Origin of the sequence: Comamonas sp. 23, assembly GCF_049601575.1 — a bacterium.
GTDB classification, from domain to species: Bacteria; Pseudomonadota; Gammaproteobacteria; order Burkholderiales; family Burkholderiaceae_C; genus Comamonas; species Comamonas squillarum.
This window is the reverse complement of sequence record NZ_CP187127.1, coordinates 1099619-1124074: the sequence shown is the minus strand read 5'-3', so window position 1 is coordinate 1124074 and position 24456 is coordinate 1099619. Positions and strand designations below refer to the sequence as shown.

General features: G+C 64.7%; 21 protein-coding genes. All 21 read right to left on the bottom strand.

The annotated features are described in order from the left end of the window. The gene (locus tag ACPEE1_RS05020; RefSeq protein WP_243419361.1) at positions 1–786 is read right to left on the bottom strand and encodes a cell division protein FtsQ/DivIB; all 786 of its coding nucleotides are present in this window, start codon (positions 784–786) and stop codon (positions 1–3) included. 30 nt (positions 787–816) lie between these two features. After that, the gene (locus ACPEE1_RS05015) at positions 817–1779 is read right to left on the bottom strand and encodes a D-alanine--D-alanine ligase (RefSeq protein ID WP_232539439.1); all 963 of its coding nucleotides are present in this window, start codon (positions 1777–1779) and stop codon (positions 817–819) included. An 8-nt stretch (positions 1780–1787) separates the two neighbouring features. Next, positions 1788–3221 carry a UDP-N-acetylmuramate--L-alanine ligase gene (gene murC / locus ACPEE1_RS05010; RefSeq protein ID WP_260718202.1) on the bottom strand — a complete coding sequence of 478 codons (1434 nt, stop codon included), beginning with the start codon at positions 3219–3221 and terminating at the stop codon, positions 1788–1790. Beyond that, positions 3218–4282: an undecaprenyldiphospho-muramoylpentapeptide beta-N-acetylglucosaminyltransferase gene (gene murG / locus ACPEE1_RS05005; RefSeq protein WP_116926493.1), complete on the bottom strand. Its 1065-nt coding sequence runs from the start codon at positions 4280–4282 to the stop codon at positions 3218–3220. Before murG ends, murC begins: the two co-directional genes overlap by 4 nt. Next, positions 4279–5547, bottom strand: coding sequence for a putative lipid II flippase FtsW (gene ftsW, locus ACPEE1_RS05000; RefSeq protein ID WP_423935425.1), 1269 nt, complete (start codon positions 5545–5547; stop codon positions 4279–4281). Before ftsW ends, murG begins: the two co-directional genes overlap by 4 nt. Next, on the bottom strand, positions 5544–7475 hold the full coding sequence (gene murD, locus ACPEE1_RS04995) for a UDP-N-acetylmuramoyl-L-alanine--D-glutamate ligase (protein WP_423936391.1): 1932 nt from the start codon (positions 7473–7475) through the stop codon (positions 5544–5546). The genes ftsW and murD overlap by 4 nt, the downstream gene beginning before the upstream one ends. A gap of 62 nt (positions 7476–7537) precedes the next feature. Beyond that, positions 7538–8716, bottom strand: coding sequence for a phospho-N-acetylmuramoyl-pentapeptide-transferase (gene mraY / locus ACPEE1_RS04990; RefSeq protein ID WP_116926496.1), 1179 nt, complete (start codon positions 8714–8716; stop codon positions 7538–7540). Beyond that, complete coding sequence (locus ACPEE1_RS04985; RefSeq protein WP_182345856.1) at positions 8710–10125, bottom strand: UDP-N-acetylmuramoyl-tripeptide--D-alanyl-D-alanine ligase; 1416 nt, start codon at positions 10123–10125, stop codon at positions 8710–8712. The genes mraY and ACPEE1_RS04985 overlap by 7 nt, the downstream gene beginning before the upstream one ends. A 2-nt stretch (positions 10126–10127) precedes the next feature. Next, positions 10128–11663: a UDP-N-acetylmuramoyl-L-alanyl-D-glutamate--2,6-diaminopimelate ligase gene (locus ACPEE1_RS04980; RefSeq protein WP_182343570.1), complete on the bottom strand. Its 1536-nt coding sequence runs from the start codon at positions 11661–11663 to the stop codon at positions 10128–10130. Further along, complete coding sequence (locus tag ACPEE1_RS04975; protein WP_409935107.1) at positions 11660–13393, bottom strand: peptidoglycan D,D-transpeptidase FtsI family protein; 1734 nt, start codon at positions 13391–13393, stop codon at positions 11660–11662. Before ACPEE1_RS04975 ends, ACPEE1_RS04980 begins: the two co-directional genes overlap by 4 nt. An 8-nt stretch (positions 13394–13401) precedes the next feature. Further along, a complete protein-coding gene (gene ftsL, locus ACPEE1_RS04970; RefSeq protein ID WP_116926558.1) occupies positions 13402–13686 on the bottom strand; it encodes a cell division protein FtsL in 285 nt (94 codons plus the stop codon). A gap of 43 nt (positions 13687–13729) precedes the next feature. Continuing rightward, entirely contained in the window at positions 13730–14659 is a 930-nt protein-coding gene (gene rsmH, locus ACPEE1_RS04965) for a 16S rRNA (cytosine(1402)-N(4))-methyltransferase RsmH (RefSeq protein WP_423936388.1), read from the bottom strand. A 7-nt stretch (positions 14660–14666) separates the two neighbouring features. Next, positions 14667–15092 carry a division/cell wall cluster transcriptional repressor MraZ gene (gene mraZ / locus ACPEE1_RS04960; RefSeq protein WP_021026157.1) on the bottom strand — a complete coding sequence of 142 codons (426 nt, stop codon included), beginning with the start codon at positions 15090–15092 and terminating at the stop codon, positions 14667–14669. Between the two features lie 386 nt (positions 15093–15478). Next, positions 15479–16795 carry an ATP-dependent protease ATPase subunit HslU gene (gene hslU / locus ACPEE1_RS04955; RefSeq protein ID WP_116926499.1) on the bottom strand — a complete coding sequence of 439 codons (1317 nt, stop codon included), beginning with the start codon at positions 16793–16795 and terminating at the stop codon, positions 15479–15481. A 94-nt stretch (positions 16796–16889) separates the two neighbouring features. Then, entirely contained in the window at positions 16890–17435 is a 546-nt protein-coding gene (hslV, locus tag ACPEE1_RS04950) for an ATP-dependent protease subunit HslV (RefSeq protein ID WP_116926500.1), read from the bottom strand. 108 nt (positions 17436–17543) lie between these two features. Further along, a complete protein-coding gene (locus ACPEE1_RS04945; protein WP_423935421.1) occupies positions 17544–19220 on the bottom strand; it encodes a hypothetical protein in 1677 nt (558 codons plus the stop codon). 42 nt (positions 19221–19262) lie between these two features. Beyond that, positions 19263–19745, bottom strand: coding sequence for an RNA polymerase-binding protein DksA (gene dksA / locus ACPEE1_RS04940; RefSeq protein ID WP_027010726.1), 483 nt, complete (start codon positions 19743–19745; stop codon positions 19263–19265). 446 nt (positions 19746–20191) lie between these two features. Beyond that, complete coding sequence (locus ACPEE1_RS04935; RefSeq protein WP_116926502.1) at positions 20192–21301, bottom strand: CobW family GTP-binding protein; 1110 nt, start codon at positions 21299–21301, stop codon at positions 20192–20194. Positions 21302–21621: 320 nt separating this feature from the next. Further along, positions 21622–22377 (bottom strand): RNA pseudouridine synthase, encoded by a 756-nt coding sequence (locus ACPEE1_RS04930; protein ID WP_423935419.1) that lies wholly within the window; start codon positions 22375–22377, stop codon positions 21622–21624. 159 nt (positions 22378–22536) lie between these two features. Then, the gene (locus tag ACPEE1_RS04925) at positions 22537–23706 is read right to left on the bottom strand and encodes a HAMP domain-containing sensor histidine kinase (RefSeq protein ID WP_423935417.1); all 1170 of its coding nucleotides are present in this window, start codon (positions 23704–23706) and stop codon (positions 22537–22539) included. Then, positions 23691–24416 carry a response regulator gene (locus ACPEE1_RS04920; protein ID WP_116926560.1) on the bottom strand — a complete coding sequence of 242 codons (726 nt, stop codon included), beginning with the start codon at positions 24414–24416 and terminating at the stop codon, positions 23691–23693. Before ACPEE1_RS04920 ends, ACPEE1_RS04925 begins: the two co-directional genes overlap by 16 nt. Positions 24417–24456: the final 40 nt, after the last annotated feature.

The window sequence follows — 24456 nt, the reverse complement described above, 5'->3', positions numbered from 1 at the left end:
TTATTTTTTGACTGGCGCCCGGCCCGCTGCCGAGGTGCCCGTGGTCACCCCTTGCATGCGCACCGCATAGCCCCCGGCATGGCGCAGATCCGCCGACGTCAGCGATGCCACGCTGCGTCTGTAGGTACCGGTGACTTCAGGCAAAGATTCAACAAATTTACGTACCCGCTCGCTCACGACATCCTCCCGGCCCTGGCCCATCTCGATGACCGCGCCAGACTGCAAGGTGGCCTTCCAGCTGCCGCTGTTCGACTCGGCCAGCGCCACCAGCGCGTTGTCGAGCTTGGCGTAGATGGGCGCGAGCGCGCGGAACATGGCCAGTACCTCTTGGGAACGCCCAGCCGGGCCCGACAGGTGCGGCAGGTGCAGCAGATCGGGGTCGGCCGAGTCACCTTCAAACATCTGGCCTTCGCTGTTGAGCAGGCGGGACTCGCCCTCCGCGCCCCAGATCGCCGTCGCATCCTGCTCGGTGATCGTCACCGCCAAGGTGCTGGGGAACTCGCGCTTGATGCGCGCCTGGCGCACCCAGGGCGCCTGCTCGAAGATCCGCCGCGTCTCATCGAGGTCCATCGTGAAGAAGTTGCCTTTCAAGGACGGCATCACATTGGCCTGCAGCGACACGGCGCTGTTGTGTTCGAGCTCGCCCTGCACCACGATGCGCGCAATGCTCAGCGCCGGATGGTGGATGGCCCAGCGCACCCCAGCCAGCACCAGCAACGCGCCGCAGCCGAGGAACAATGCCGTGGCCAGCATGTTCATCAGCTTGACGTCGAAGGGGACTGGCATGGTCTGCTCCATGGATCTCATCTCCTTGTCTTACAGCTCCGCACCCTGGGCCGCATCGCTCGATGCATTGGCCAGCAGGTGCAAACACAGGTCTTCATAGCTCATGCCGGTGGCACGGGCCGCCATCGGCACCAGCGAATGGCTGGTCATGCCCGGCGAGGTATTGATCTCCAGCAGGAACAGCTGCTGGTCCGAGGCACGCACCATCACATCGGCACGCGACCAGCCCCGGCAGCCCAGGGTGCGGAAGGCCTTTTCCGCCAGGTCGCGGATCGCCGCTTCCATCTCGTCTGGCAGCTCGCTGGGGCAGAAATACTGGGTGGTGTCGGTGAAGTACTTGTTCTGGTAGTCGTAGTTGCCTTCGGGCGCGACGATCTTGATCACCGGCAGCGCCTGGGCGCTGCGGCCCTGGCCCAGCACCGCGCAGGTGGTCTCCATGCCCTCGATGAACTGCTCGCACAGCACTTCGGGGTCATAGCGGGAGGCCAGCGCATAGGCCTGGGCGCATTCTTCGGGGCTGCTGATCTTGGACAGGCCAATGGTCGAGCCCTCGCGTGCGGGCTTGACGATCATCGGCGCGCCCAGTGCGGCCAGCGCATCGCGCGTGTCCTGTTCGCTGGCGGCCATGCGCCACTCGGGGGTGGACAGGCCCTCAAAGCGCCAGATGCGCTTGGTCATGATCTTGTCCATCGCGATGCTCGAGGCCATCACGCCCGGGCCGGTGTAGGGAATGCCCAGCAGCTCCAGCGCGCCTTGCACCGTGCCGTCTTCGCCATGGCGGCCATGCAGCGCGATGAAGCAGCGCGCAAAGCCTTGCTTGCGCAGCTCGCCCAGGTCCTGCTGCGAGGGATCAAACGCATGCGCGTCCACACCCTTGGACTGCAGCGCAGCGAGCACGCCCTTGCCGGACATCAGCGACACCTCGCGCTCTGCCGAGCTCCCGCCCATCAGCACCGCGACCTTGCCCAAGGCCTTCACATCAATATTGTTCATGGTTTCACTCATACCGCGCTCCCCTGCGGCGCTACACGCTCTTGCCCACCCGCCAATGCCATCACCTTGGCGGCCACCGCACCAATCGATCCCGCGCCCATGCACAGCAGCACGTCGCCGTCCTGCGCCTGGTCCAGAATCTGCTGGGGCAGGCTGCTGATCTGCTCGACAAACACCGGCTCGACCTTGCCAGCCACCCGCACCGCGCGGGCCAGCGCACGGCTGTCGGCCGCCACGATGGGCGCCTCACCGGCGGCATAGACCTCGGCCAGCAGCACCGCATCGGCGCCGCCCAGCACCTGGACAAAGTCCTCAAAGCAATCCCGCGTGCGGGTGTAGCGGTGCGGCTGGAAGGCCAGCACCAGCCGGCGGCCTGGAAACGCGCCGCGCGCGGCCGCAATGGTGGCAGCCATTTCGACAGGGTGATGTCCGTAATCGTCAATAACCGTCAACTCGCCGCCGTTGGGCAGCTGGGCCTGGCCATAACGCTGAAAACGGCGCCCCACACCCTTGAAGCCTTGCAGCGCCCGCTGCAGCGCTGCGTCATCGATACCGATGGCAGCCGCCACACCGACCACGGCCAGTGCATTGAGCACGTTGTGCTCGCCGGGCAGGTTCAGCACCACCTCCAGATCGGGCAAGGCCTGGGCCAGGCGGCGCTGCACGGTAAAGCGCATCTGGCCGTTGTCGGCCTGCAGGTTCACCGCGCGGATCTGGGCGTTTTCGCCCAGGCCGTAGGTCGTGACCTTGCAGGCCACGCGCTCGATGATGTCGCCAACGGCCGGGCTGTCGATGCAGACCACAGCATTGCCATAAAACGGCATGCGGTTCAAAAAATCGACAAAGGCCGTCTTGAGCCGGCCAAAGTCATGGCCATAGGTGTCCATGTGGTCGGCATCGATGTTCGTCACCACCGCCATTACCGGCAGCAGGTTCAGGAACGAGGCATCGGACTCGTCCGCCTCGACCACGATGTACTCACCACTGCCCAGGCGTGCATTGGCGCCGGCGCTGTTGAGCTTGCCGCCAATGACAAAGGTGGGGTCCAGCCCCGCCTCGGCCAGCACGCTGGTCACCAGGCTGGTGGTCGTCGTCTTGCCATGGGTGCCGGCAATGGCGATGCCCTTGCGCAGGCGCATCAGCTCAGCGAGCATCAGCGCGCGCGGCACCACCGGAATGCCCATGGCCCGGGCGGCCACGACTTCGGGGTTGTCGGCCTGCACCGCCGTCGATGTCACCACCGCCTGGGCCTGGGCGATATGCGCCGCATCATGGCCCACAAAGGTGGTGATACCGGCATCGCGCAGATGCGCCATGGTGCTGCTGTCCGACAGGTCCGAGCCCGAGACCATATAGCCCAGGTTGTGCAGCACTTCGGCAATGCCGCTCATGCCGGCACCGCCGATACCTACAAAATGAATGCGTTGGATGGCGTGTTTCATCGTGCCACCTCCACGCAGGCATCCGCCACTGCTTGGGCGGCTTCCAATTTCTGCATTTTCTTTGCCTTTTGGGCCATGTCCACCAGGCCCGCTCGCTGCATATTCTCTAGCATCTGAGCCAGGTTTTCCGGGGTCAACACGCTTTGTTGCACCAACCAGCCGGCGCCGGCATCCACCAGGAAGCGCGCATTGGCCGTCTGGTGGTCATCCACCGCCGCCGGGAACGGCACAAACACCGCTGCCGCGCCCACGGCGGCCAGCTCGGTCACCGTGCTGGCACCGGCGCGGCAGACGATGACATCGGCATCCGCATAGGCCTTGGCCGCATCGTCGATAAAGGGGGTGAGGCTGGCTTGCACGCCAGCGGCTGCGTAGTTGGCCTGCAGCGCGTCGATCTGCTTGGCGCCGCTTTGGTGCGTGACCACCGGGCGCGCCTCGGGCGCCATCAGCGCCAGCGCCCTAGGGACCACCTCGTTCAAGGCCTTGGCACCCAGGCTGCCACCCACCACCAGCAGCTGCAGCGGGCCACTGCGGCCGGCAAAGCGCTCAGCAGGTTCTGGCTGCTGCAGGAACTCGGCGCGCAGCGGGTTGCCCACCCACTGGCCGCCTGCAATCGCATGGGGGAAGGCGCTAAACACGCGCTGGGCCATGCGGGCCAGCAGCTTGTTGGCCATGCCCGGCACCGAGTTCTGCTCATGCAGCACGATGGGCACGCCGGCCAGCTTGGCCGCCAGACCGCCGGGCACGGTGATATAGCCACCCATGCCAACGACCACATCGGGGCGGACCTTGCGCAGCACGGCGCGTGCCTGCTGCAAGGCCTTCAACAGGCGCAGCGGCATGCCGACCAGCGACATGAGCCCCTTGCCACGCACGCCCGAGAACGCCACCCGCTCCAGCGCAAAGCCCTGGGGCGGCACCAGGCGCTCTTCCATGCTGTCGGGTGCGCCCAGCCAGTGCACGGTCCAGCCACGGCTGCGCAGCTCCTGGGCCACGGCCAGGCCGGGGAAGATATGGCCGCCGGTGCCGCCCGCCATGATCAGTGCCGTCTTGCCGCTCATGATCGCGCCCCCCCGGCACCCATGGCCTTGTTTTCGCAATCGATGCGCAGCACGATGGCAATCGCCACCAGGTTCATCAAGATCGCCGAGCCCCCGAAACTCATCAGCGGCAAGGTCAGGCCCTTGGTGGGCAAGGCGCCCAGGTTCACACCGGCATTGATGAAGGTCTGAAAGCCCAGCCAGATCGCAATACCCTGCGCCACCAGGCCGGAGAAGATACGGTCCATGCGGATCGCCTGGCGGCCGATCTCGACAATGCGGCGGATCATGAAGAAGAACAGACCCAAGAGCGCAATGATGCCGACCAGGCCCAGTTCCTCGCCGATCACCGCCAGCAAGAAGTCGGTATGCGCCTCGGGCAGCCAGTGCAGCTTCTCGACGCTGCCACCCAGGCCCACGCCAAAGATCTCGCCCCGGCCAATCGCAATCAGCGAATGCGACAGCTGGTAGCCCTTGCCCAGCGCATGCTTTTCGCTCCAGGGGTCGAGGTAGGCAAAAATCCGCTCGCGCCGCCATTCGGAGGTCATCACGATCAGCGCAAAGGCAGCCACCAGCACCAGCGCGATCAGGAAGAACATGCGGGCATTGACGCCACCCAGGAACAGGATGCCCATCGCGATCACGGCGATCACCATGAAGGCACCCATGTCGGGCTCGGCCAGCAGCAGCGCGCCGACGATGCCCACGGCCAGCCCCATCGGCAGCACCGCGCGGAAGAAGCGCTCCTTGACCTCCATCTTGCGCACCATGTAATCGGCGGCATACATGATGACCGCGATCTTGGCCAGCTCGGAGGGCTGGAAGTTCATGATGCCCAGCGACAGCCAGCGGCGCGCGCCGTTGACCACCGTGCCCACATGCGGGATCAGCACCGCAATGAGCAGCAGGATCGAGGCAATGAACAGCCAGGGCGCCCAGTGCTCCCAGACCTTCATCGGAATCTGGAAAGTGAGCACCGCTGCCACAAAGCCCAACCCCACGCTCATCAGGTGGCGCTGGAAGAAGTAGTAATGCGCGATCTTGCCAAAGCGCGGGTTGTCCGGCATCGCGATCGAGGCCGAGAACACCATGACGATGCCCCAGGACAGGATGGCCACCACCAGCCAGATCAGCACCTGGTCGGCACCAAAGATATTGGTGGCACTCGATGGCGTCTGGCGGTATTCATTGCCGCCCACGCGCACCGGCAGGATATCGACAGGCTTTTCCCCGGCCGGCTTGAACCAGCCCGAGAACCTGCTGCGCAGTCCGGTCTCGGTGCTCATGGCTGCACCTCCAAACTGGTGCCGCGTTCCTCGGCCAGCGCCGCAACGGCTTGGCAGAAGACCTCGGCGCGGTGGCCGTAGTTCTTGAACATGTCAAAGCTGGCGCAGGCCGGTGACATCAGCACCGCGTCGCCCGCGACCGCCTTCTGGCTGGCCAGCAGCACGGCCTCATCCATGCTGGGCGCGTGCAGCAGCGGCACACCGGTGTCTGCCAGTGCGGCCTCGATCAGCGGCGCATCGCGGCCAATCAGCACCACGGCGCGCGCATAGCGCAGCACGGGCGCTGCCAGTGGCGAGAAGTCCTGGCCCTTGCCCTCGCCGCCCAGGATCAGCACGATACGGCGCTCGGCACCCAGGCCCATCAGCGCGGCCACCGTGGCGCCCACATTGGTGCCCTTGCTGTCGTCAAAATATTCCACATCGCTGACGATGCCGATGGGCTCGACCCGGTGGCGCTCACCGCGGTACTCGCGCAGGCCAAACAGCATCTGCGCAAAACCAGCGCCCGCCGCATGGCCCAGCGCCAGCGCTGCCAGCGCATTCATCGCGTTGTGGCGGCCCCGGATACGCAGCGCATCGGCAGGCATCAGCCGCTGCAGGAACACATCGTCAGCAGCTGTCTGGTTGCGCTTGTTGCTGGCGCTGTTGCCATCGTCCTGCGCACGCACCAGCCAGGCCATGCCGTTGACCACGTCCAGGCCATAGTCGCCCACCTGGGTCGGCAGATCCAGGCCAAAGCTGATGTGCGGGCGCAGCTGGGGGCGCTGCAGCTTGACCCGCACCGGTGGCGGCAGCATGGCCATCACGGCCGGGTCGTCGCGGTTGAGCACCATCAGCGCATCGCTGCCAAAAATCTTGGCCTTGGCGCCCGCATAGGCCTCCATGCTGCCATGCCAGTCCAGGTGGTCCTGGCTGATATTGAGCACGGTCGCTGCCGTCGGGTTGAAGGCATGCGCATCTTCGAGCTGGAAGCTCGACAGCTCCAGCACCCAGGCCTGGGGCAGGCTCTCGGAGTCAATGTGCTGCGACAGCGTATCGAGCAGGCTGGGGCCGATATTGCCGGCCACCGCCGTGGTCATGCCGGCATGCGCGAGCAATTGCCCCGTGAGCGACGTGACAGTGGTCTTGCCATTCGTGCCCGTGATCGCCAGCACCTTGGGTGCATAGCCATGGGCCTGGGCCAGCGACTGCAGCGCCAGGCTGAAAAGATCCAGCTCGCCGCTGACAGGCAAACCAATGGCGCGCGCCGCATCAACGACCGGGGCCACGGTCTCGGGGCTCAGGCCGGGCGAGCGGTAGACCACACGCACCGGCTGGCCATCGACCAGCGCAGCGGACAACACACCGGCGACAAAACGCACCTCCGGCAGCTCGCTGCGCAGCTGCGCCAAATGGGGCGGCTCCTCACGCGTATCCGCAACCGTCACCTGGGCGCCGCAACGCGCGCACCAGCGCGCCATCGCCAGGCCCGAGATACCCAAACCCAGCACCAGCACCTGCTGGCCCTTCAGCGGGTGCTCCTGCCCTTGGGGCCACTGTGCGGGCACCGGCGCATAGACCACCTCGGCCTCCTGGGGCTGCACATCCACCGCGGTCACCTCGCTGCTGGCCGCGTCCGACACACCGGGGTCGGCAAAGATCTGCGCGACAAAGGCCGCCGCATCCTTGGCGGCCGTCAGGGTCGACACATCGGGCACCGGGGCCATGTCCACCGCCGAGGCGTCGGCGGGTTGATTTACTGCAGCGTCCGCAGCATCGGTGGCCGCAGCGGCTGCACCATCCGCTGCGGCCTCATCGGTGGGCAAGGCCGCATCCGTGGTCGCAAGCGCTTGTGCCTGGACATCATCGCCAGCTGCTGCCACCTCAGGCTGCAACTCGGCAGGCTGCGCCAGCTCATTCGCAGCCACCGGCGCTACCGCTGGCGCCATGGGCGCAGCAGCGGCCTCTGCCGAGGGATCAAGGGGGTGGAGGTGCTCGGTTGACATGGTGCTCACCGCAGCTTCAAGGTAGACAGACCGATCAGACACAGCAGCATCGTGATGATCCAGAAACGCACAACGACCTGGGTTTCGCGCCAGCCGCTCTTTTCAAAATGGTGGTGCAAGGGGGCCATCTTCAACAAACGCCGGCCTTCGCCATAGCGCTTCTTGGTGTACTTGAACCAGACCACCTGCATCATCACCGACACCGCTTCGGCCACAAAGATGCCGCCCATGATGGCCAGCACGATCTCCTGCCGAACGATCACCGCGATCGTGCCCAGCGCACCGCCCAGTGCCAGCGCGCCCACATCGCCCATGAAAACCTGGGCCGGGTGGGTGTTGAACCACAGGAAGGCCAGGCCCGCGCCCGTCATTGCGCAGCAGAACACCAGCAGCTCGCCGGTGCCGCCAATGTGCGGGAACAGCAGGTAGCGCGAGAAATTGACGCTGCCGGTCACATAGGCGAACACGCCCAGCGCCGAGCCCACCATCACCACCGGCATGATGGCCAGGCCATCGAGCCCGTCGGTCAGGTTGACGGCATTGCTCGCGCCCACGATGACCAGGTAGGTCATGATCACAAAGCCCAGCACGCCCAGCGGGTAGTTCACCTGCTTGAAGAAGGGCACCATCAGGCCGGCGTTGGGCGGCAGATCCAGCGAAAAGCCCGACTGCACCCAGTTGACGAACAGGCTCCAGACCTCGGCATTGGTGTTTTCCGAGATACAGAAAACCAGGGCCAGCGCGGCGGCCAGTCCGACCATCGACTGCCAGAAATACTTCTCGCGCGAGCGCATGCCTTCGGGGTCCTTGTTGACCACCTTGCGCCAGTCGTCGACCCAGCCAATGGCACCAAAGCCCCAGGTGACGATCAGCACGATCCAGACAAAGCGGTTGGACAGGTCAAACCACAGCACGGTCGAGATGGTGATCGCCAGCAAGATCAGCACGCCGCCCATCGTCGGGGTGCCGCTCTTGCTCAAATGGCTTTGCATCGCATAGCCCCGGATGGGCTGGCCGATCTTCAGCGCCGACAAGGTACGGATGACCTTGGGGCCGGCCACCAGGCCGATCACCAGCGCCGTCATCGCCGCCATCACCGCGCGGAAGGTCAGGTACTGGAAGATGCGCAAAAAGCCGAACTCGGGCGAGAGGCTTTGCAACCAGCTGGCGAGCACAATCAGCATGCGGCCTCCTCATGGGCGTTCAGGCCCTTGTCTGCGCACGACTGCATCGCCTGCACCACTTGCTCCATCTTCATGAACCGCGAACCTTTGACCAACACACTGCCCAACTGAGGCATCAACTTGCACACCGCATCCTGCAAGGCAGGCATGCTCTCGAAATGCTGAGCACCAGCACCAAAGGCCTGGGCGGCCGACTGGCTTTGGGCACCCAAAGTAAACAACTGGGCGATGCCATGCTGCTTGGCCAGCGCACCGGCCTCGGCATGGAACCGGGGCCCTTGGTCACCCACCTCGCCCATATCACCCAGCACCAAGAGCTGGGCCGCGGGCAGCTCGGCCAGCACCTCGATCGCGGCCTGCACCGAATCCGGGTTGGCGTTGTAGCTGTCATCGACCACCGTCAGGCTGCGGCCGGCGATGGGCAGGGCCAGCGCACGCGAGCGGCCCTTGACCGGCTCGAACACCGACAGGCCCTGGGCAATGGCGGCCAGCGGCACACCGGCGGCATGGGCCGATGCGGCCGCAGCCAGCGCATTGCGCACGTTGTGGCGGCCGGCAATCTGCAGCACCACGGGCGCAGCGCCACCGGGCAGGTGCAGTTGCAAATGCCAGGCGCCCTCTTGCCACTGCACATCGCTGGCAAAAGCCTGGGCGCCATCGGCCTGCTCACCAAAGAGGCAGGTGGCCCGGCCGGCAGCCAGCGCTTGCCACAAGGGGGTATAGGTATCGCCAGCAGGGAACACCGCCACGCCATCGGCTGGCAGCGCGGCCAGCACGCTGCCGTTTTCGCGGGCCACGGCTTCGACCGTGTGCATGAACTCCTGGTGTTCGCGCTGCGCGTTGTTGACCAGGGCCACCTGGGGTTGCGCCATTGCGGCGAGCACGGCGATTTCGCCGGGGTGGTTCATGCCCAGCTCGACCACAGCAGCGCGGTGCGCAGCCGTCAGGCCCAGCAGCGTCAGCGGCACGCCGATCTCGTTGTTCAGGTTGCCACGCGTGGCCCATGCGGCATCGCCGGCATGCGCGCGCAGGATCGAGGCCAGCATCTGGGTTACCGTGGTCTTGCCATTGCTGCCCGTCACTGCAATCAGCGGCAGCGGAAACTGCGCACGCCAGCCGGTGGCCAGCGCGCCCAGCGCCGCCAGGGTATCGGGCACCACAATGCCGGGCAGGCCAGCCTCGGCCGGGTCGGCATGGCACAGCGCGGCCGCTGCACCTGCGGCCTGGGCCTGGGCCAGAAACTGGTTGGCATCAAAGCGTTCACCCTTGAGCGCCACAAACAAATCGCCCGCCTGCAGGCTGCGCGAGTCCGAGTGGACGCGCAGCAGCGGCACAGCACCATCCCCCACCAGCCGGGCCTGGGGGACAAGGGGCTCAATGAAGCCCAGCGCCTGCTGCAGGGTCATCATGCTCATAGGGATTCTTTCCGCTTGGCCAGCGCAGCATGGGCCTGCGCGGCATCGAGAAAGGGCAGCTTCACGCCGGCCACTTCCTGGTAATCTTCATGGCCTTTGCCGGCCAGCAGCACCACATCCTGGCTGGCGGCACGCAGCAGCACCTCGTCGATGGCGGCTGCGCGGTCGGCCTGTACATACCAATGCGCGCTGGGCGTCATGCCGCGCAGAATGTCGTCGATGATGGCCTGGGGCTGCTCGCCGCGCGGGTTGTCGCTGGTCACCACCACCTCGTCGGCACCGGCCTGGGCAATGCGGCCCATCAGCGGGCGCTTGCCGGCATCGCGGTTGCCACCACAGCCAAACACGCACCACAGCTGGCCGCCGCGCTGCACAGCCAGCGGGCGCAGCGCCTGCAAGGCCTTGTCCAGCGCATCGGGGGTGTGGGCGTAATCAATGGCCACCAGGGGCGCACCGGCCTGGCTGACCTGTTCCATGCGGCCCGGCACTGCAGCCAGCCCCGCGCAGGCCTGTGCAGCCTGCTGCAAGCTCGCCCCCAGCACGCGCAGGCTGGCCATCACCTGCAAGAGGTTGAGCACGTTGTACTGGCCAATCACCTGGCTGTGCAGGGTCACGGCAGCGCCTTCGGCGCCGGCCTCTACGACCTCGAACACCAAACCGCGCTCGCCCGCGCGGATGGCCTGGGCAGACAGACGGGCCTGGCTGGGGTTATCCACGGAGACGGTCCACAGATCGAGTGCGCCGCCGGCCAAGGAGGCCGCCAGCGCCGCGCCCCGCGCGTCGTCCAGGTTGACCACGGCCGACTGCAGGCCGGACCAGTGGAACAGAGCCTCTTTAGCGGCCCAGTAGGCATCCATGCTGCCGTGGTAGTCCAGGTGGTCCTGGGTGAAATTCGTGAAGATGGCCAGCCGGATACGGGTGCCGGCCAGGCGGTGCTCGGCAATGCCGATGGACGAGGCCTCGATCGCGCATGCGCCGTAGCCGGCATCGGCAAAGCTGCGGAAGGCGCGCTGCAGCAGCACCGGATCGGGGGTGGTCATGCCGGTCACATCGAGCTGGTGCGGCGGAATGCCCACGCCCAAGGTGCCGACCATCGCGCAGCCCCGGTGCGGCAGCACACCGGATTCGCACAGATGGCTCACCGCCTGGGCCAGCCACCAGCTGATGCTGGTCTTGCCATTGGTGCCGGTGACGGCCAGCACATCGAGCTGCTCGCTGGGCTGGCCAAACCAGGCGCTGGCCATCGGGCCGGTGGCGGCCTTCAAATCGGCCATCGCAGCGACGGGCATGCCTTGCAGATCAAACTGCTCCAGGCCGGCCTGCTCCACCAGGCAGGCGGCCGCGCCGCGCTGCACGGCCTGCGCCACATAGGCCCGGCCGTCATTGACGCCACCGGGCCAGGCGATAAAGGCGTCGCCCGCGTGCACCTGGCGGCTGTCGGTGTGCAAGGTGCCGCCGCGCACGCGCTCGCGCAGCCATTCAACGGCGGCGGCGGTGCTTGTGACAGTGGTCACGGTGGTGGTGGCGCTCATAGCGGCTCCTCCACATCGTTGGCCACAATCTGCGGCTTGACCGACATATCGGGCTGCACGCCCATCAGGCGCAAGGTCTGCTGCACCACTTCGCTGAACACCGGGCCAGCGACGGTACCGCCGTAAAAGCTGCCCTGGCTGGGCTCGTCGACCATCACGGCCACGATGATGCGCGGGTTCTCGATCGGTGCAATGCCGGTGAACCAGGCGCGGTACTTGCCTGCGGCATAGCCCCGGCCCTGCTGCTTGCGGGCCGTACCCGACTTGCCGCCGATGGAGTAGCCCACGGTCTGCGCCTTCTGGCCGGTACCACCCGGGCCGGCGGCCATCCACAGCATGTGGCGCACCAGCTCGGCGGTCTTCTTCGAGAACACCGGCGTGCCCGCAGGGCGGCCACTGCGCTTGAGCATGGTCGCCGGGATCACATTGCCGTCGTTCGAGAACACGGTGTAGGAGCGCGCCATCTGGAACAGCGAAGCCGACAGGCCGTAGCCGTAAGAGATGGTGGCCTGCTCGACCGGCTTCCAGCTCTTCCAGGGACGCAGGCGGCCACTGGCCGCGCCCGGGAAGGCAATCTGGGGCTTTTGCCCATAGCCCAGCGCCGAGTGCACATTCCACATCTCTTGCGGCGACATCTTCTGCGCCACCTTGAGCGCGCCCACGTTGGAGGACTTCTGGATCACGCCATCCACCGTCAGCGCACCATAGTTGTGGGTGTCGCTGATCGTGAAGCCGCCAATCGCGTAACGCCCGGGGGTGGTGTCGATGATCGTGGTGTTCTTGACCCGGCCCAGCTCCAGCGCCGTGCCCACGGTGATGGGCTTCATCGTCGAGCCGGGCTCGAAGGTATCGGTAATCGCGCGGTTGCGCAGCTGCTCACCGGTCAGGCGCGAGCGGTTGTTCGGGTCGTAGCTGGGGTAGTTGGCCAGCGCCAGCACTTCGCCGGTGTGGGCATCCATCACCACGACACTGCCGGCCTTGGCCTTGAAGGCGGCCACCTGGTCGCGCAGCTTCTGGTAGGCGAAGAACTGCACCTTGCTGTCGATGGACAGCTGGATGTCCTGGCCCTCTTGCGGCGGCGTCTCCACGCCCACGCCTTCGACGATGCGGCCCAGGCGGTCCTTGATCACGCGGCGCGAGCCGGCCTTGCCGCCCAGCTCGGTGTTGAAGGCCAGCTCCATGCCTTCCTGGCCCTGGTCTTCCACATTGGTAAAGCCCACGACGTGGGCTGCAGATTCACCTTCGGGGTACTGGCGCTTGTATTCCTTGCGCAGGTAGATGCCCTTGACATCCAGCGCCTTGATCTTCTGCCCGATGTCCCAATCGAGCTGCCGCTTGATCCAGACAAAGGACTTGTCCTCATCGGCCAGCTTGGCATCGAGTTGCGCCAGCGGCATGCCCATCAGCTTGGCGATCTCGCCAATCTTGGCCTTGATCGCCGGATCGGCCTGGTCCACATCTTCGGGAATCGCCCAGATGCTGGCAGCGGGCACGCTGGACGCCAGAATCAGGCCATTGCGGTCGAGGATGCGGCCCCGGTTGGCCGGCAGCTCGATCGTGCGGGCAAAGCGCACTTCGCCCTGGCGCAGGAAGAAATCATTGCCAATGACCTGCACATAGGCGGCGCGGCCAATCAGGCCGGTAAAGGCCAGTGCCAGACCAATCATGATGAAGCGGCTGCGCCACATCGGCGTGCGCTCGGCCAGCAAGGGGCTAGTGGAGTAGCGCATGTCCTTGCTCATGGGGCCACCGATCCGTTGCCTGGCTCAGGCACATACACCGTGACGGCTGGCGTGGCTGTCTGCATACCCCACTTTTCGCGGGCGAGCTGCTCCAGCCGCAGCGGCGTGGCCTGGGCGCGCTTTTCCACCTGCAGGCGCTGGTGGTCCGTCTCCAGCTGGCGCGACTCGGCCAGTGCGCGGTCGAGTTCGGTGAACAGCTTGCGCGATTCATACTGCGACTGCACCAGCGCCATCGCGCTGATGATCGTCACCATGAGCAGCAGAATGTTCAGGCGCAGCAGCACAGCCACCCCCTGTTGCATGGTCCGGGAAGGCCGCGGCGCATCATGCCGCCACCTCGGTGCGTTCGGCCACCCGCATCACCGCACTGCGGGCGCGTGGGTTGGCCGAGACTTCTGCCTCACTGGGTTTGATGCGCTCGAGCGCCTTGAGCAGCATCGGCTTGGGCGTGGCAAAGGGTGCGCGACGGTCGAACACCTCTTTGGAATGCTTGGCAATGAACTGCTTGACGATGCGGTCTTCCAGTGAGTGGAAGCTGATCACCACCAGACGGCCGCCGGGAGCGAGCACCCGCAGACTGGCCTCTAGCGCCTGTTCGAGCTCTTCAAGCTCGGCATTAATGAAAATCCGAAGAGCCTGGAATGTCCGCGTAGCTGGATTTTGCCCAGCCTCGCGGGTCTTGACTGCGCCAGCCACGAGCTCGGCCAGATCGGCAGTGGTGGCGACTGGCGAGCCAGCCTCCCGCCGCGCAACAATCGCCTTTGCAATGGGCCCAGCAAACCGTTCTTCACCGAAGTCACGAATCACCTCCGCTATTTGCTGTGTTTCCGCCTCTTGCAACCACTCGGCCACACTCTGGCCTCGGGTGGTGTCCATGCGCATGTCGAGCGGGCCATCGAAGCGGAAACTGAAGCCGCGCTCGGGACTGTCGATCTGCGGGGAGCTGACCCCCAGATCCAGCAGCACACCCGCCACCGAAGCGGCAGGCAGCTGCGCCATGTGGCTGAAGCCCTCATGGCGAATGGCAAACCGGGCGTCGGCAATCTTGCCAGCCTCGGCAATCGCCTCCACGTCCTTGTCAAAAGCAATGAGCCGGCCCTGGGCCGGCAGCTTGGACAGCACCAGGCGGGAATGCCCGCCTCTGCCAAAAGTCCCATCGACAAAGACCGGGTCCATCTCGACCCTGGCCTCCAACAAGGCGTCCACGGCCTCGTTGAGCAAGACGGTGGTGTGCAGGTAGTTCTTGGTTTCCACATGCACCTCAGAATGCAAAGTTATCCAGGGCGTCGGGCGGCAGATTCTGCAGGGCTTCGGCCTCCTGCTTCTCGTACGTCGCCTTGTCCCACAATTCAAAATGGCTGCCCATCCCCATCAGGATCGCGTCCTTGGTGATGTTGGCCGCAGCACGCAGCTCGGGGGACACCAGCACACGGCCGGTGCCATCCATCTCCACATCCATCGCGCTACCCAGAAAAATCCGCTTGAGCACCTGCTCGCCCATCTTGACCTGCGCCATGCGCGCGCTGAAAACCGCCCAGGCATCCTGCGGGAAGATCATCAGGCAACCATGGGGATGGCGGGTAATGGTGAGCGTGGGTCCGGGCTTCGTCAGCGCGTCGCGATGCCGGGTCGGTATCGATAACCGACCTTTCGCATCAAGACTGAGTGAGGAAGCTCCTTGAAACACGGTGTGGACTCTGGTTGGGGTTTCGGAGGGAGTAAGTGCACTTTTTCCCACAAAACTGCACTTTTCCCCACTGTATCAGGAATTCCAGATCGCGCCACACTTCAACACAATGATTTGCAATGAAAATACAAGTAAATCAATAACTTATAACGCACTTCAAGCAAAAACCGCTATGAAATTCTTCTTATTTGATAGGCACTTACAATCGCCTCTATATCCAGACTCTTAGCAAAATTGACGCCATCAGGGATTACCATCTGATCGTCTTTTGTTACAAAACTAGATGTTCTCCTACAAGCCCACATGCGGCGGCTGGCCGAAAAGCAAGTGCCCGCCAACATAGGCGGGCACGCGGTTCAGAATGCGCGCTGCCGCGCACCTTATGGCTAGAGGATATAACGCGATAAATCTTCGTTTTGGCTCAACGAGCCCAGGCGCTGGTCCACATAGGCGGCGTCAATCACCACCGTCTGTCCGCCCAGCTTGGTGGCCCCAAAGCTGATCTCTTCGAGCAGGCGCTCCATCACCGTCGCCAGGCGGCGCGCGCCGATGTTCTCGGTGCGCTCGTTGACGTCAAAAGCGATGCGCGCCAGGCGCGTGATGCCGTCGGCTTCAAACTGCAGCTTCACGCCCTCGGTGGCCAGCAGCGCTTCGTACTGCTTGATCAGCGACGCATGGGTCTGCGTCAGAATGGCCTCGAAATCCTGCACCGACAGCGAGCCGAGCTCGACGCGGATCGGAAAACGCCCTTGCAGCTCGGGGATCAGGTCGCTGGGCTTGGCCAGGTGAAAGGCGCCCGAGGCAATGAACAGGATGTGGTCGGTCTTCACAATGCCGTACTTGGTCGAGACGGCCGTGCCTTCAACCAGAGGCAACAGATCGCGCTGCACGCCCTGGCGCGAGACATCGCTGCCGCTGGTTTCCTGGCGCGTGGCGACCTTGTCGATCTCGTCGATGAAGACGATGCCGTTTTGCTCGAGGTTCTCGATGGCCCGGGATTTGACATCTTCCTCGTTCACCAGCTTGGCCGCCTCCTCATCGGTGATCAGCTGCAGCGCTTCGCTGATCTTGAGCTTGCGCACCTTGCGCTTGTCCTGGCCCATCTGGCTGAACATGCCGCGCAGCTGCTCGGCCATCTCCTCCATACCCTGGGGGCCCATGATCTCGAGCTGGGGCTTGGCCTCGGCCACCTCAATGTCGATCTCCTTGTCATTGAGCTCACCCTGGCGCAGCTTCTTGCGAAACACCTGGCGCGTGCTGGTATCGGGCGCGGCTTCACCGGTCCGGGCGGGCGGCAGCAGCGCATCCAGAATGCGCTCTTCGGCGGCGTCCTCGGCACGCACGCGCAGCTTCTTCACGTCCGATGCGCGGGTCTGTTTGACGGCCACCTCGGCCAGATCGCGGATGATGGCATCCACATCCTTGCCCACATAGCCCACCTCGGTGAACTTGGTCGCCTCGACCTTGATGAAGGGCGCATCGGCCAGCTTGGCCAGGCGCCGGGCAATCTCGGTCTTGCCCACACCCGTGGGGCCAATCATCAGGATGTTCTTGGGCGTGATCTCCTGGCGCAGGCCGTCAGCGACCTGCTGGCGGCGCCAGCGGTTGCGCAGCGCGATAGCGACGGCGCGCTTGGCATTGGCCTGGCCAACGATGTGGTTGTCGAGTTCGGAAACGATTTCCTGGGGTGTCATCGAGGACATAGTGCAAAATCCGGTTGGCACCCGCCGGGCAACGGGTACAGCAGTCGATCAATGGGAGATGGGGCGGCAGGTGGCGCGCCGGCCTGCCAGACGCTCACAAGGTCTCAATCGTGTGGTGCATATTGGTGTAGATGCACAGCTCGCCGGCGATGCCCAGCGATTTGCGCACCACCTCTTCGGCCGACAGATCGGTGTTGTTCAACAGCGCCTTGGCCGCCGAATGCGCATAGGCGCCGCCCGATCCAATGGCCACAATGCCCTGCTCGGGCTCCAGCACATCGCCATTGCCAGTGATGATCAGCGATGCCGAATGGTCAGCCACTGCCAGCATGGCTTCGAGGCGGCGCAACACGCGGTCGGTGCGCCAGTCCTTGGTCAGCTCGATCGCTGCGCGGGTCAGCTGGCCCTGGTGCTTGTCCAGTTTGGCCTCGAAGCGCTCAAACAAGGTGAAGGCATCGGCCGTCGCGCCGGCAAAGCCGGCCAGCACCTTGCCGCCATAGAGCTTGCGCACCTTGCGTGCGGTGCCCTTGACGACGATGTTGCCCAGGGTGACCTGGCCGTCGCCGCCAATAGCGACCTGGATGCCTTGCGGCGTTTCGCGCCGAACGCTGAGAATGGTTGTGCCGTGATACTGTTCCATAGTCTTGCCTATATGGAGCCTGGCCCGGGTTTTCCAAGGCGGAGGCGGCGCAGCAGGCAGAAAAAAACGCACCCGCAGGTGCGTTTGTTGCCCACTCGCGCTGCCCCATCAGTTTTCCCGCTGGTTGACGATGGAGTGCTCGTTGATGCCGATCAGGTTGAAGAACACGGCATTCAAGCGGTGCAGGTTGCCAAAACGCACCAGCACGTTTTTCTGTTGGCATTCGGCCACCCAGTTGAGCACCGAGCCGGCCGCGACAAAGTCGATGCGCATCAGGCGGTCGCAGCGTACCGTGAACGGCATGCCCGGCTCCACCATCGGCGTGAAGGTGTCGAGCTGCCGGGAGACATCCCCTTCGACAATCCCTTCGAGCACGGCCTGCGGGCTGTCGGCGACCACCGGCTTTCTCTCGGGCAGATCAAAGCCCAGCGACAGATCCGGCGCAGCGGGAGCACCAGAGCGTGTGCTGTCGCTGCTGGTTTCGGCCCGGGGCGCGACCCAGGATGGCGGCGATACCTCGTAGGTGATGCAGTAATCGAGCGCGGCCGCTTCAAAATCCTGCTCCAGCTGCAGCAAACGCAAAAAGGCCATGCGCAGCGACCAGCGCTCCTGGGCCACCGCGTTGTCGCCCACCGGCGTTTGCGCCTCCAGCACCGAGAGCAGATGGTCTGCCCCGACAAAGACCAGGCGCGCATCGGGCTGGTCCGCCCATGCACGGAACTGGGCCAGCAGCGCGGTGACCACCTCATCACGCACCTCGGTCACGCGGGACCAGTTCAGCGTCCAAGGGGGCGCATAGCGCTTGAGATTGCCTTGCAGGCCGCTGAGTGCCGCGCTGCTGAGCACCGGAGGCGCCTGCCAGTTGAGCAGCCGCACCTCTTGCGCGGAGGTGTCGCCCGCCTGCAGCGCCTTGGCACCCAGCTCTTGCGGCATCGAGAACCACACGGGTGCTGAGCGCCCATATTTGCTGGCAAATTCAATCGCGTGGAAATCAAACCTGGTCTGGTCACCGGTAGCGCGGTACAGGTCAAACAAGGTCAGCCAGATCGTCAGCTGCCCCATCAGATCGCCACGGCGCTGCTGTACCAGGGCCAGCAGCGAGGCCTCGGCCCCGGCTGCATCGCCGTTGGCAAACAACACGGCTGCTTCTTCCAGATCGGTATCGTGGATGAACCTGCCCGACTCGACCTGGGCATCAAAGGCGGCCGCGGGCAAGGCCGCAGGGGCGGCTGGCGGCAGCGCCACCGGTGCAGCGGCGGGCACCACAGGCACGGCTTCGGCCAATAAGGGCGCCGCAGCAGATGCAGCGGGCACCGGCGCACTGACCGGCGTGGCCTCGGCAGGGGCAGCAGCGGCAGGATCGGCCGCAGCCGCAGCGGCGTTGTCGCCGGACCACCACTGCTTGGACATCTGCCGCTCGATCTGGTTGATTTTCTCGATGGTGTGCGAGGGATGGGCATGCTTGCCCGCCGCAGCGGCTGCGGCGTCGGGCGCCACCCCGCCTTCGAGCATGGCCGCCGAGCTGGCGGCCCCATCGGCGCCAGCGCTGCTGGACTTGTTGGCTTCGCGCCGGATCTTGCGCAGCTGGTCGAACTCCAGCTTGCGCACAAAATCATTGCGGCGCTTGCGCTCCATGATCTCCTTGAGCGCCTGCTTGGAAAACTGCGCTTCAGGGTTCTCCGGCTCCGGCGTCTTGTCCAGCTCCGACCACTGCGTGGTGGGTTTGGTTACAAAGCGCACCACCTTGGACAACAAACCCTTGGTTGGCTTTTGAGCCTCACTCATGGTTACTCCCTCCCCTTGTGTGTCCGGTGCGCTGCCCCAGCCTCAATCACCAAACATTTTTTGTTTCAATTCACGGCGCTGCTGCGCTTCCAGCGACAAAGTGGCCGTAGGACGCGCCAGCAGACGGCCCACCCCGATGGGCTCGCCCGTCTCGTCGCAGTAGCCATAGTCGCCCGCATCGATGCGGCTGATCGACTGGTCGATCTTCTTCAAGAGCTTACGCTCACGGTCGCGCGTGCGCAAGACAAGCGCATGCTCTTCCTCAATGGTAGCGCGGTCTGCTGGATCGGGCACGACCACGGTGTCTTCACGCAGGTTTTCCGTCGTGGCATCGGCATTGAGGTGGATGCCGGTCTTCAGCTCCACCAGCTTCTTGCGAAAGAACGCCAGTTGGATGTCGTTCATGTATTCGCTCTCCGGCATCGACAGCACCTCATCGTCAGTGAGGGTGTCTACCGTCTTGGACTTCCAAGCATTGGCCAGCTTGGCGTCGCGTTTAGGGATGGTTTGCGTAGTGGTAGGCATAGTTCTCTCGACTGGCTAGCGCAGTTCTTACATGCGACGGATGTCCGTCTCGTTACAAAAGGTGCAAAGCCCGGCAGGCTCCGCCCCCTGATCAACTTGCCCGCGTCCCACAGGGACCCAGGCACATCTATGAAGTCGGGCCGGTGCCCGCAACTCCGTCATCTTGCAGGCCACCCCGGCCAGCACCTGGCAGGGTAAAGCTCGCTTGCACAAGCCTCCTTCTCCTTCAGCGCCGTGTCCAACAGGCCAAAGCCCCTCAAACACTGCGCTCTCTCATCGAAATCTTCAGGACGAACCACGGAAACCGTATCTCGCCGCATGCCTGCTTTGCTGCATTTCGGGCCGCGATTGTATATGGCATCGCTGCACAGCAACAAGTGGATGCAGCCCGGATGCAACGGGGGGTTTCCCCGGGGTCTCATCCCCGGGCCGCCCCTCGCGGGCGATCAGGCCTCCACCACGCACTGGTCCAGGCCCTGGCGCAGGATGTCCTGCGGCAGATCAATTCCGATGAAGACCATCTTGCTCTGGCGGCGCTCGTCGGCAGCCCACTCGGGGCCCAGATCGCTGCCCATCAGCTGGTGCACGCCCTGGAAAATCACCTTGCGGTCGGTGCCCTTCATCGCCAGGACCCCCTTGTAACGCAGCATGCGCGGGCCATAAATGTTCACAATGGCGCCCAGGAAGTCTTCCAGCTTGGCGGGATCAAAGGCCTTGTCCACACGGTAGACAAAGCTTTTCACATCATCGTCATGGTGGTGGTGGTGCGGGTGGTTGCAGTGCTCGCCATGCGCGTGGTCGTGCCCGCAGTTCTCGTCGTGCACATGGCCGTGGCTATCGCCGTGGTCATGGTCGTGGCCGCAATGCTCGTCATGCACATGGCCGTGGTCGTGGCCCTCTTCCTTGAGGAAGTCCGGGTCGATGTTGAGCGTGGCATTGAGGTTGAAGCCGCGCAGATCGAACACGTCCTTGAGCGGCACATCGCCAAAATGCACGGCACGGATCGGTGCGCGCGGGTTCATGTGCTTGAGGCGGTGGACCAGCGCGTCCTTGTCGGCCTCGGTCACCAGGTCGGTCTTGGACAGGAAGATCTGGTCGGCAAAGCCCACCTGGCGGCGCGCCTCCTGGCGGGTGTCGAGCTGCTGGCCGGCGTGCTTGGCATCCACCAGCGTGATGATGGAGTCGATCAGATAGGTTTCGGCGATTTCTTCGTCCATGAAGAAGGTTTGCGCCACCGGGCCGGGGTCGGCCAGGCCCGTGGTTTCGATCACGATGCGCTCGAAATCCACCAGCCCCTTGCGGCGCTTGGCTGCCAGCAGCTGCAGCGCTTCGCGCAAGTCCTCACGGATGGTGCAGCAGATGCAGCCATTGCTCATCTGCAGAATCTGTTCCTTCGATTCGGTCTTGAGGATGTCGGTATCGATGTTCTCTTCGCCGAACTCGTTCTCGATCACGGCGATCTTCATGCCGTGCGACTCATGCAGCACGCGCTTGAGCAGCGTGGTTTTGCCCGAGCCCAAGAAGCCCGTGAGGATGGTGACTGGAATGAGTGACATAGGACCCCTGATAGTTACACAAAAGGCAGCGATCACAAGCCGCGCCCCGCGCCAGGCTTGCCCGCCCACGGCCCAGCGCACAAGCTCAGGCCTTTGTATCAAACACCGTTATATGGGGCCATGGCAGGCAATATCAAGACAGCCACAGGTAATTTCTGTGGCGATGCCGACAGCGGGCTATTGTGGCATGTTTTGCAAGCCGATCACATTCAGGCATGCACCGGTTCAATCCCAAGCCGCAAAACAGAAATCTGCTATCAAATCTATAACAGATCGCTGCCAGGCTGCTGCCTGTGGCCACCGTCCCGCCCCCGAGCGCGTCAGAACCGCTCGTAGCCTTGCAGGTAGCGCCACTGCCCCTGGGGCAGCTTGCTCAGCGAAATCCGGCCGATGCGCAAACGCTTCATGGACAGCAGCTCCAGGCCCAGCGCTGAACAAATGGTCGGCAGCCATTCGGGCGCGACCCGCTTGAGCGCGAACCGCAGATGGGTTTCGTTCTGCCAGCTGGCCTTGAGGGGCGGCAGGCGCTCGCCATCCACATACAGCCCCTGGGCCAGCAAGGCCAGGCCATCGTCGACTATCTGCCCCTGCACCTCCACCAGGCATTCCTGCTCGAGCAAATCCGCTTCTTCGCTCAGATGGCGGATGATGCGCGGGTCCTGGCTGTAGACCACCAGGCCACTGGCAGCGCGCGGGATGGGCAGCAAAAACTGCTGGTGGCGAAAATGGCGCGCCACGGGCCGGGCAGGCTGGGGGGTATCGACATCGGCCAGGTTATCGGGCGTCAGCAGGTCCAGCGCACTGAGGCCCTGGCGCCCGGGCTCGAGCGCGCGCAGGCTGTAGCCCGCAGGCTTGTGCAGCAGCAAGGTGACCGGCTGGATCGGGCGCAGATCGGCGCCGCGCTGCAGCAGCACGGTCTGGCTGGGCAGCACACGGGCGCCCGGAGTGTCCTGGATCTGGCCATCCACCGTCACAAAGCCAGCATCGATATAGTGCTCGGCTTCGGCGCGCGAGCAACCGATGTCGCTGGCCAGGCGTTTGGACAGGCGGATGGCTTGGGGGTCTTGGGCTTGCATGGGGCAGCAACTGTGCGGCGTGGCGCGGCAACGCGCGATCCGCTCCTTAAAAAATAGCAAAAGCTCTGCAATCACAGAGCGCAAACGCCATTTTAATCGCCGCCCATCGCCAGCGCCCGATCGGCGCTTTGCGGCCTTGCCTTTGACCTGGTGGGGACTTCAGGCCGGCGCAAAACGCAGGCGAAACCGCGCGCCGCCCCGCGACGAGCTCTCGGCCAGCGCCACCCCGCCTTGCAGCTCGGTCAGCGCCTGCACGATGGACAGCCCCAGGCCCGAGCCCTCCCGCTTGCGCCGGCCCGGGGCCATCGCAAAGCGCCGGAAGGGATGCGTGCGCAGCTCCTGCGGCAGCCCCGGCCCGGCATCGCTGACCAGCAGCTCGATCCAGATATGCCCCTGTGCATCGCGCAGGTTGCGCACCTCCACCTCCAACCAGTGCCCGCTGGCCGCGTGGCGCACGGCATTGCCCACCAGGTTGGCAATGATCTGGCGCATGCGCAACGGGTCGGCACGGATGGTGCTGACCGCATCGTCCTCGGGCAGCACTTGCGACAGCACCATCTGAGCGTGCTGCAGTTGGGGCTGCAATTCCTGAAGACTTTCGCGCACCAGTGCCCCCAGGCTCAGGCGCTCCTTGCGCAGCGACATCTCACCGGCCTCGGCCATCGCCAGCGTATGCAGGTCGTCAATCAAGCGGCCCAGGTGCTCGGTCTGCGCCAGCAGCAGCCGAAACTCCTGATCGCTGGGCGCAATGACGCCATCGCACATGGCATGCAAATGGGTCTTGAGCACCGACAGCGGCGTGCGCAGCTCATGCGAGATGGAGGCGGCCGACGCCTGGCGCTCGGCATTGAGCTTTTGCAGCGCGTCGATCATCGCGTTGAAGGTGTGCACCACTTCCTTCAACTCACCGTGCGCGCCCTCTTCCACCACGCGTGTCGAGCTGAAATCACCGTGCGCCACGCGCTGCGCCACCTCCACCATCGACGCCAGCGGCCGGGTGATATAGCGCGAGACGAAAAAACCCATGGCCAGGCCAAACGGCAGGCAGACCAGCAGACCGATGAACAGCGACACCTGCTCGCCAAAGAACACCTCGCCACGCCAGTATTCGCCATAGATCTGCATGGCACGCGGGCTGTTGTCCAGGTCGCGCTCGATCAGGTCGTCCAGCTCCGCCCGCACCGCGCTGGGCAGGCTTTGGTAGAACTGGTTGTACTGCACCGCATTGAAGGCCCAGGCACAGGCGCTGAGCAGCGCAATGGTGCTGAGCAGCGTGCCGGCAATCCAGAAGCCAAAGCGGACCCAGATGCGGTTCAGTCCCCGGGCCATAGGCGGTATCCAATGCTGCGCACGGTCTCGATCAGCTCCTCCTGGCCGGCCAGCTGCAATTTGCGGCGCAGCTTGGACAGGTGCGAGTCGATCACCCGCTCCAGTGCGTCGCTCTCGGGCAGGCACTGCTCGATCAGCTGCGCGCGTGAGAAACAGCGCCGCGGCTGGGAGGCCAGCAGGGCCAGCAGCCGGAACTCGGTCAGGGTCAGCGGCAGCGGTGTTGCCTGGCCTTGCGCGTCGTAGACCCGGGCACTGTGCTCGGCGGGGTTGATCTCCAGCGCGCCCACCCGGATGGGCGCCATCGGTGCAGCGGCGGCCTTGGGCTGGCTGCGGCGCAACACGGCGCGCACGCGCGCCACCACTTCAGCGGGGTTGAATGGCTTGACCACATAGTCATCGGCCCCCAGGCGCAACGCCACGAGCTTGTCCACGTCATCGGCCAGCGCCGTCACCATGATCACCGGGGTCTGGCCCTGGTCGCGGATGAAGCGCAGCACATCGACCCCGTCGATGCCGGGCAGGTGGATGTCGAGCAGCACCAGGTCGGGCTGGTTTTGGCGAAAAAGCTGCAAGGCCTGCTCACCATCGCGTGCAAACAGCGTACGCAGACCGTCGCGCTCCAGGTAGGCGACCAAAATCGTGGCAATGCCTGGCTCATCCTCCACGACGAGCACCAGCGGAGCGGCCACAGGTGGCGTAGGTAGTTTCATGGCAGACACCATCGCAAGTAGGTTCCAGCGGCGCCTCACA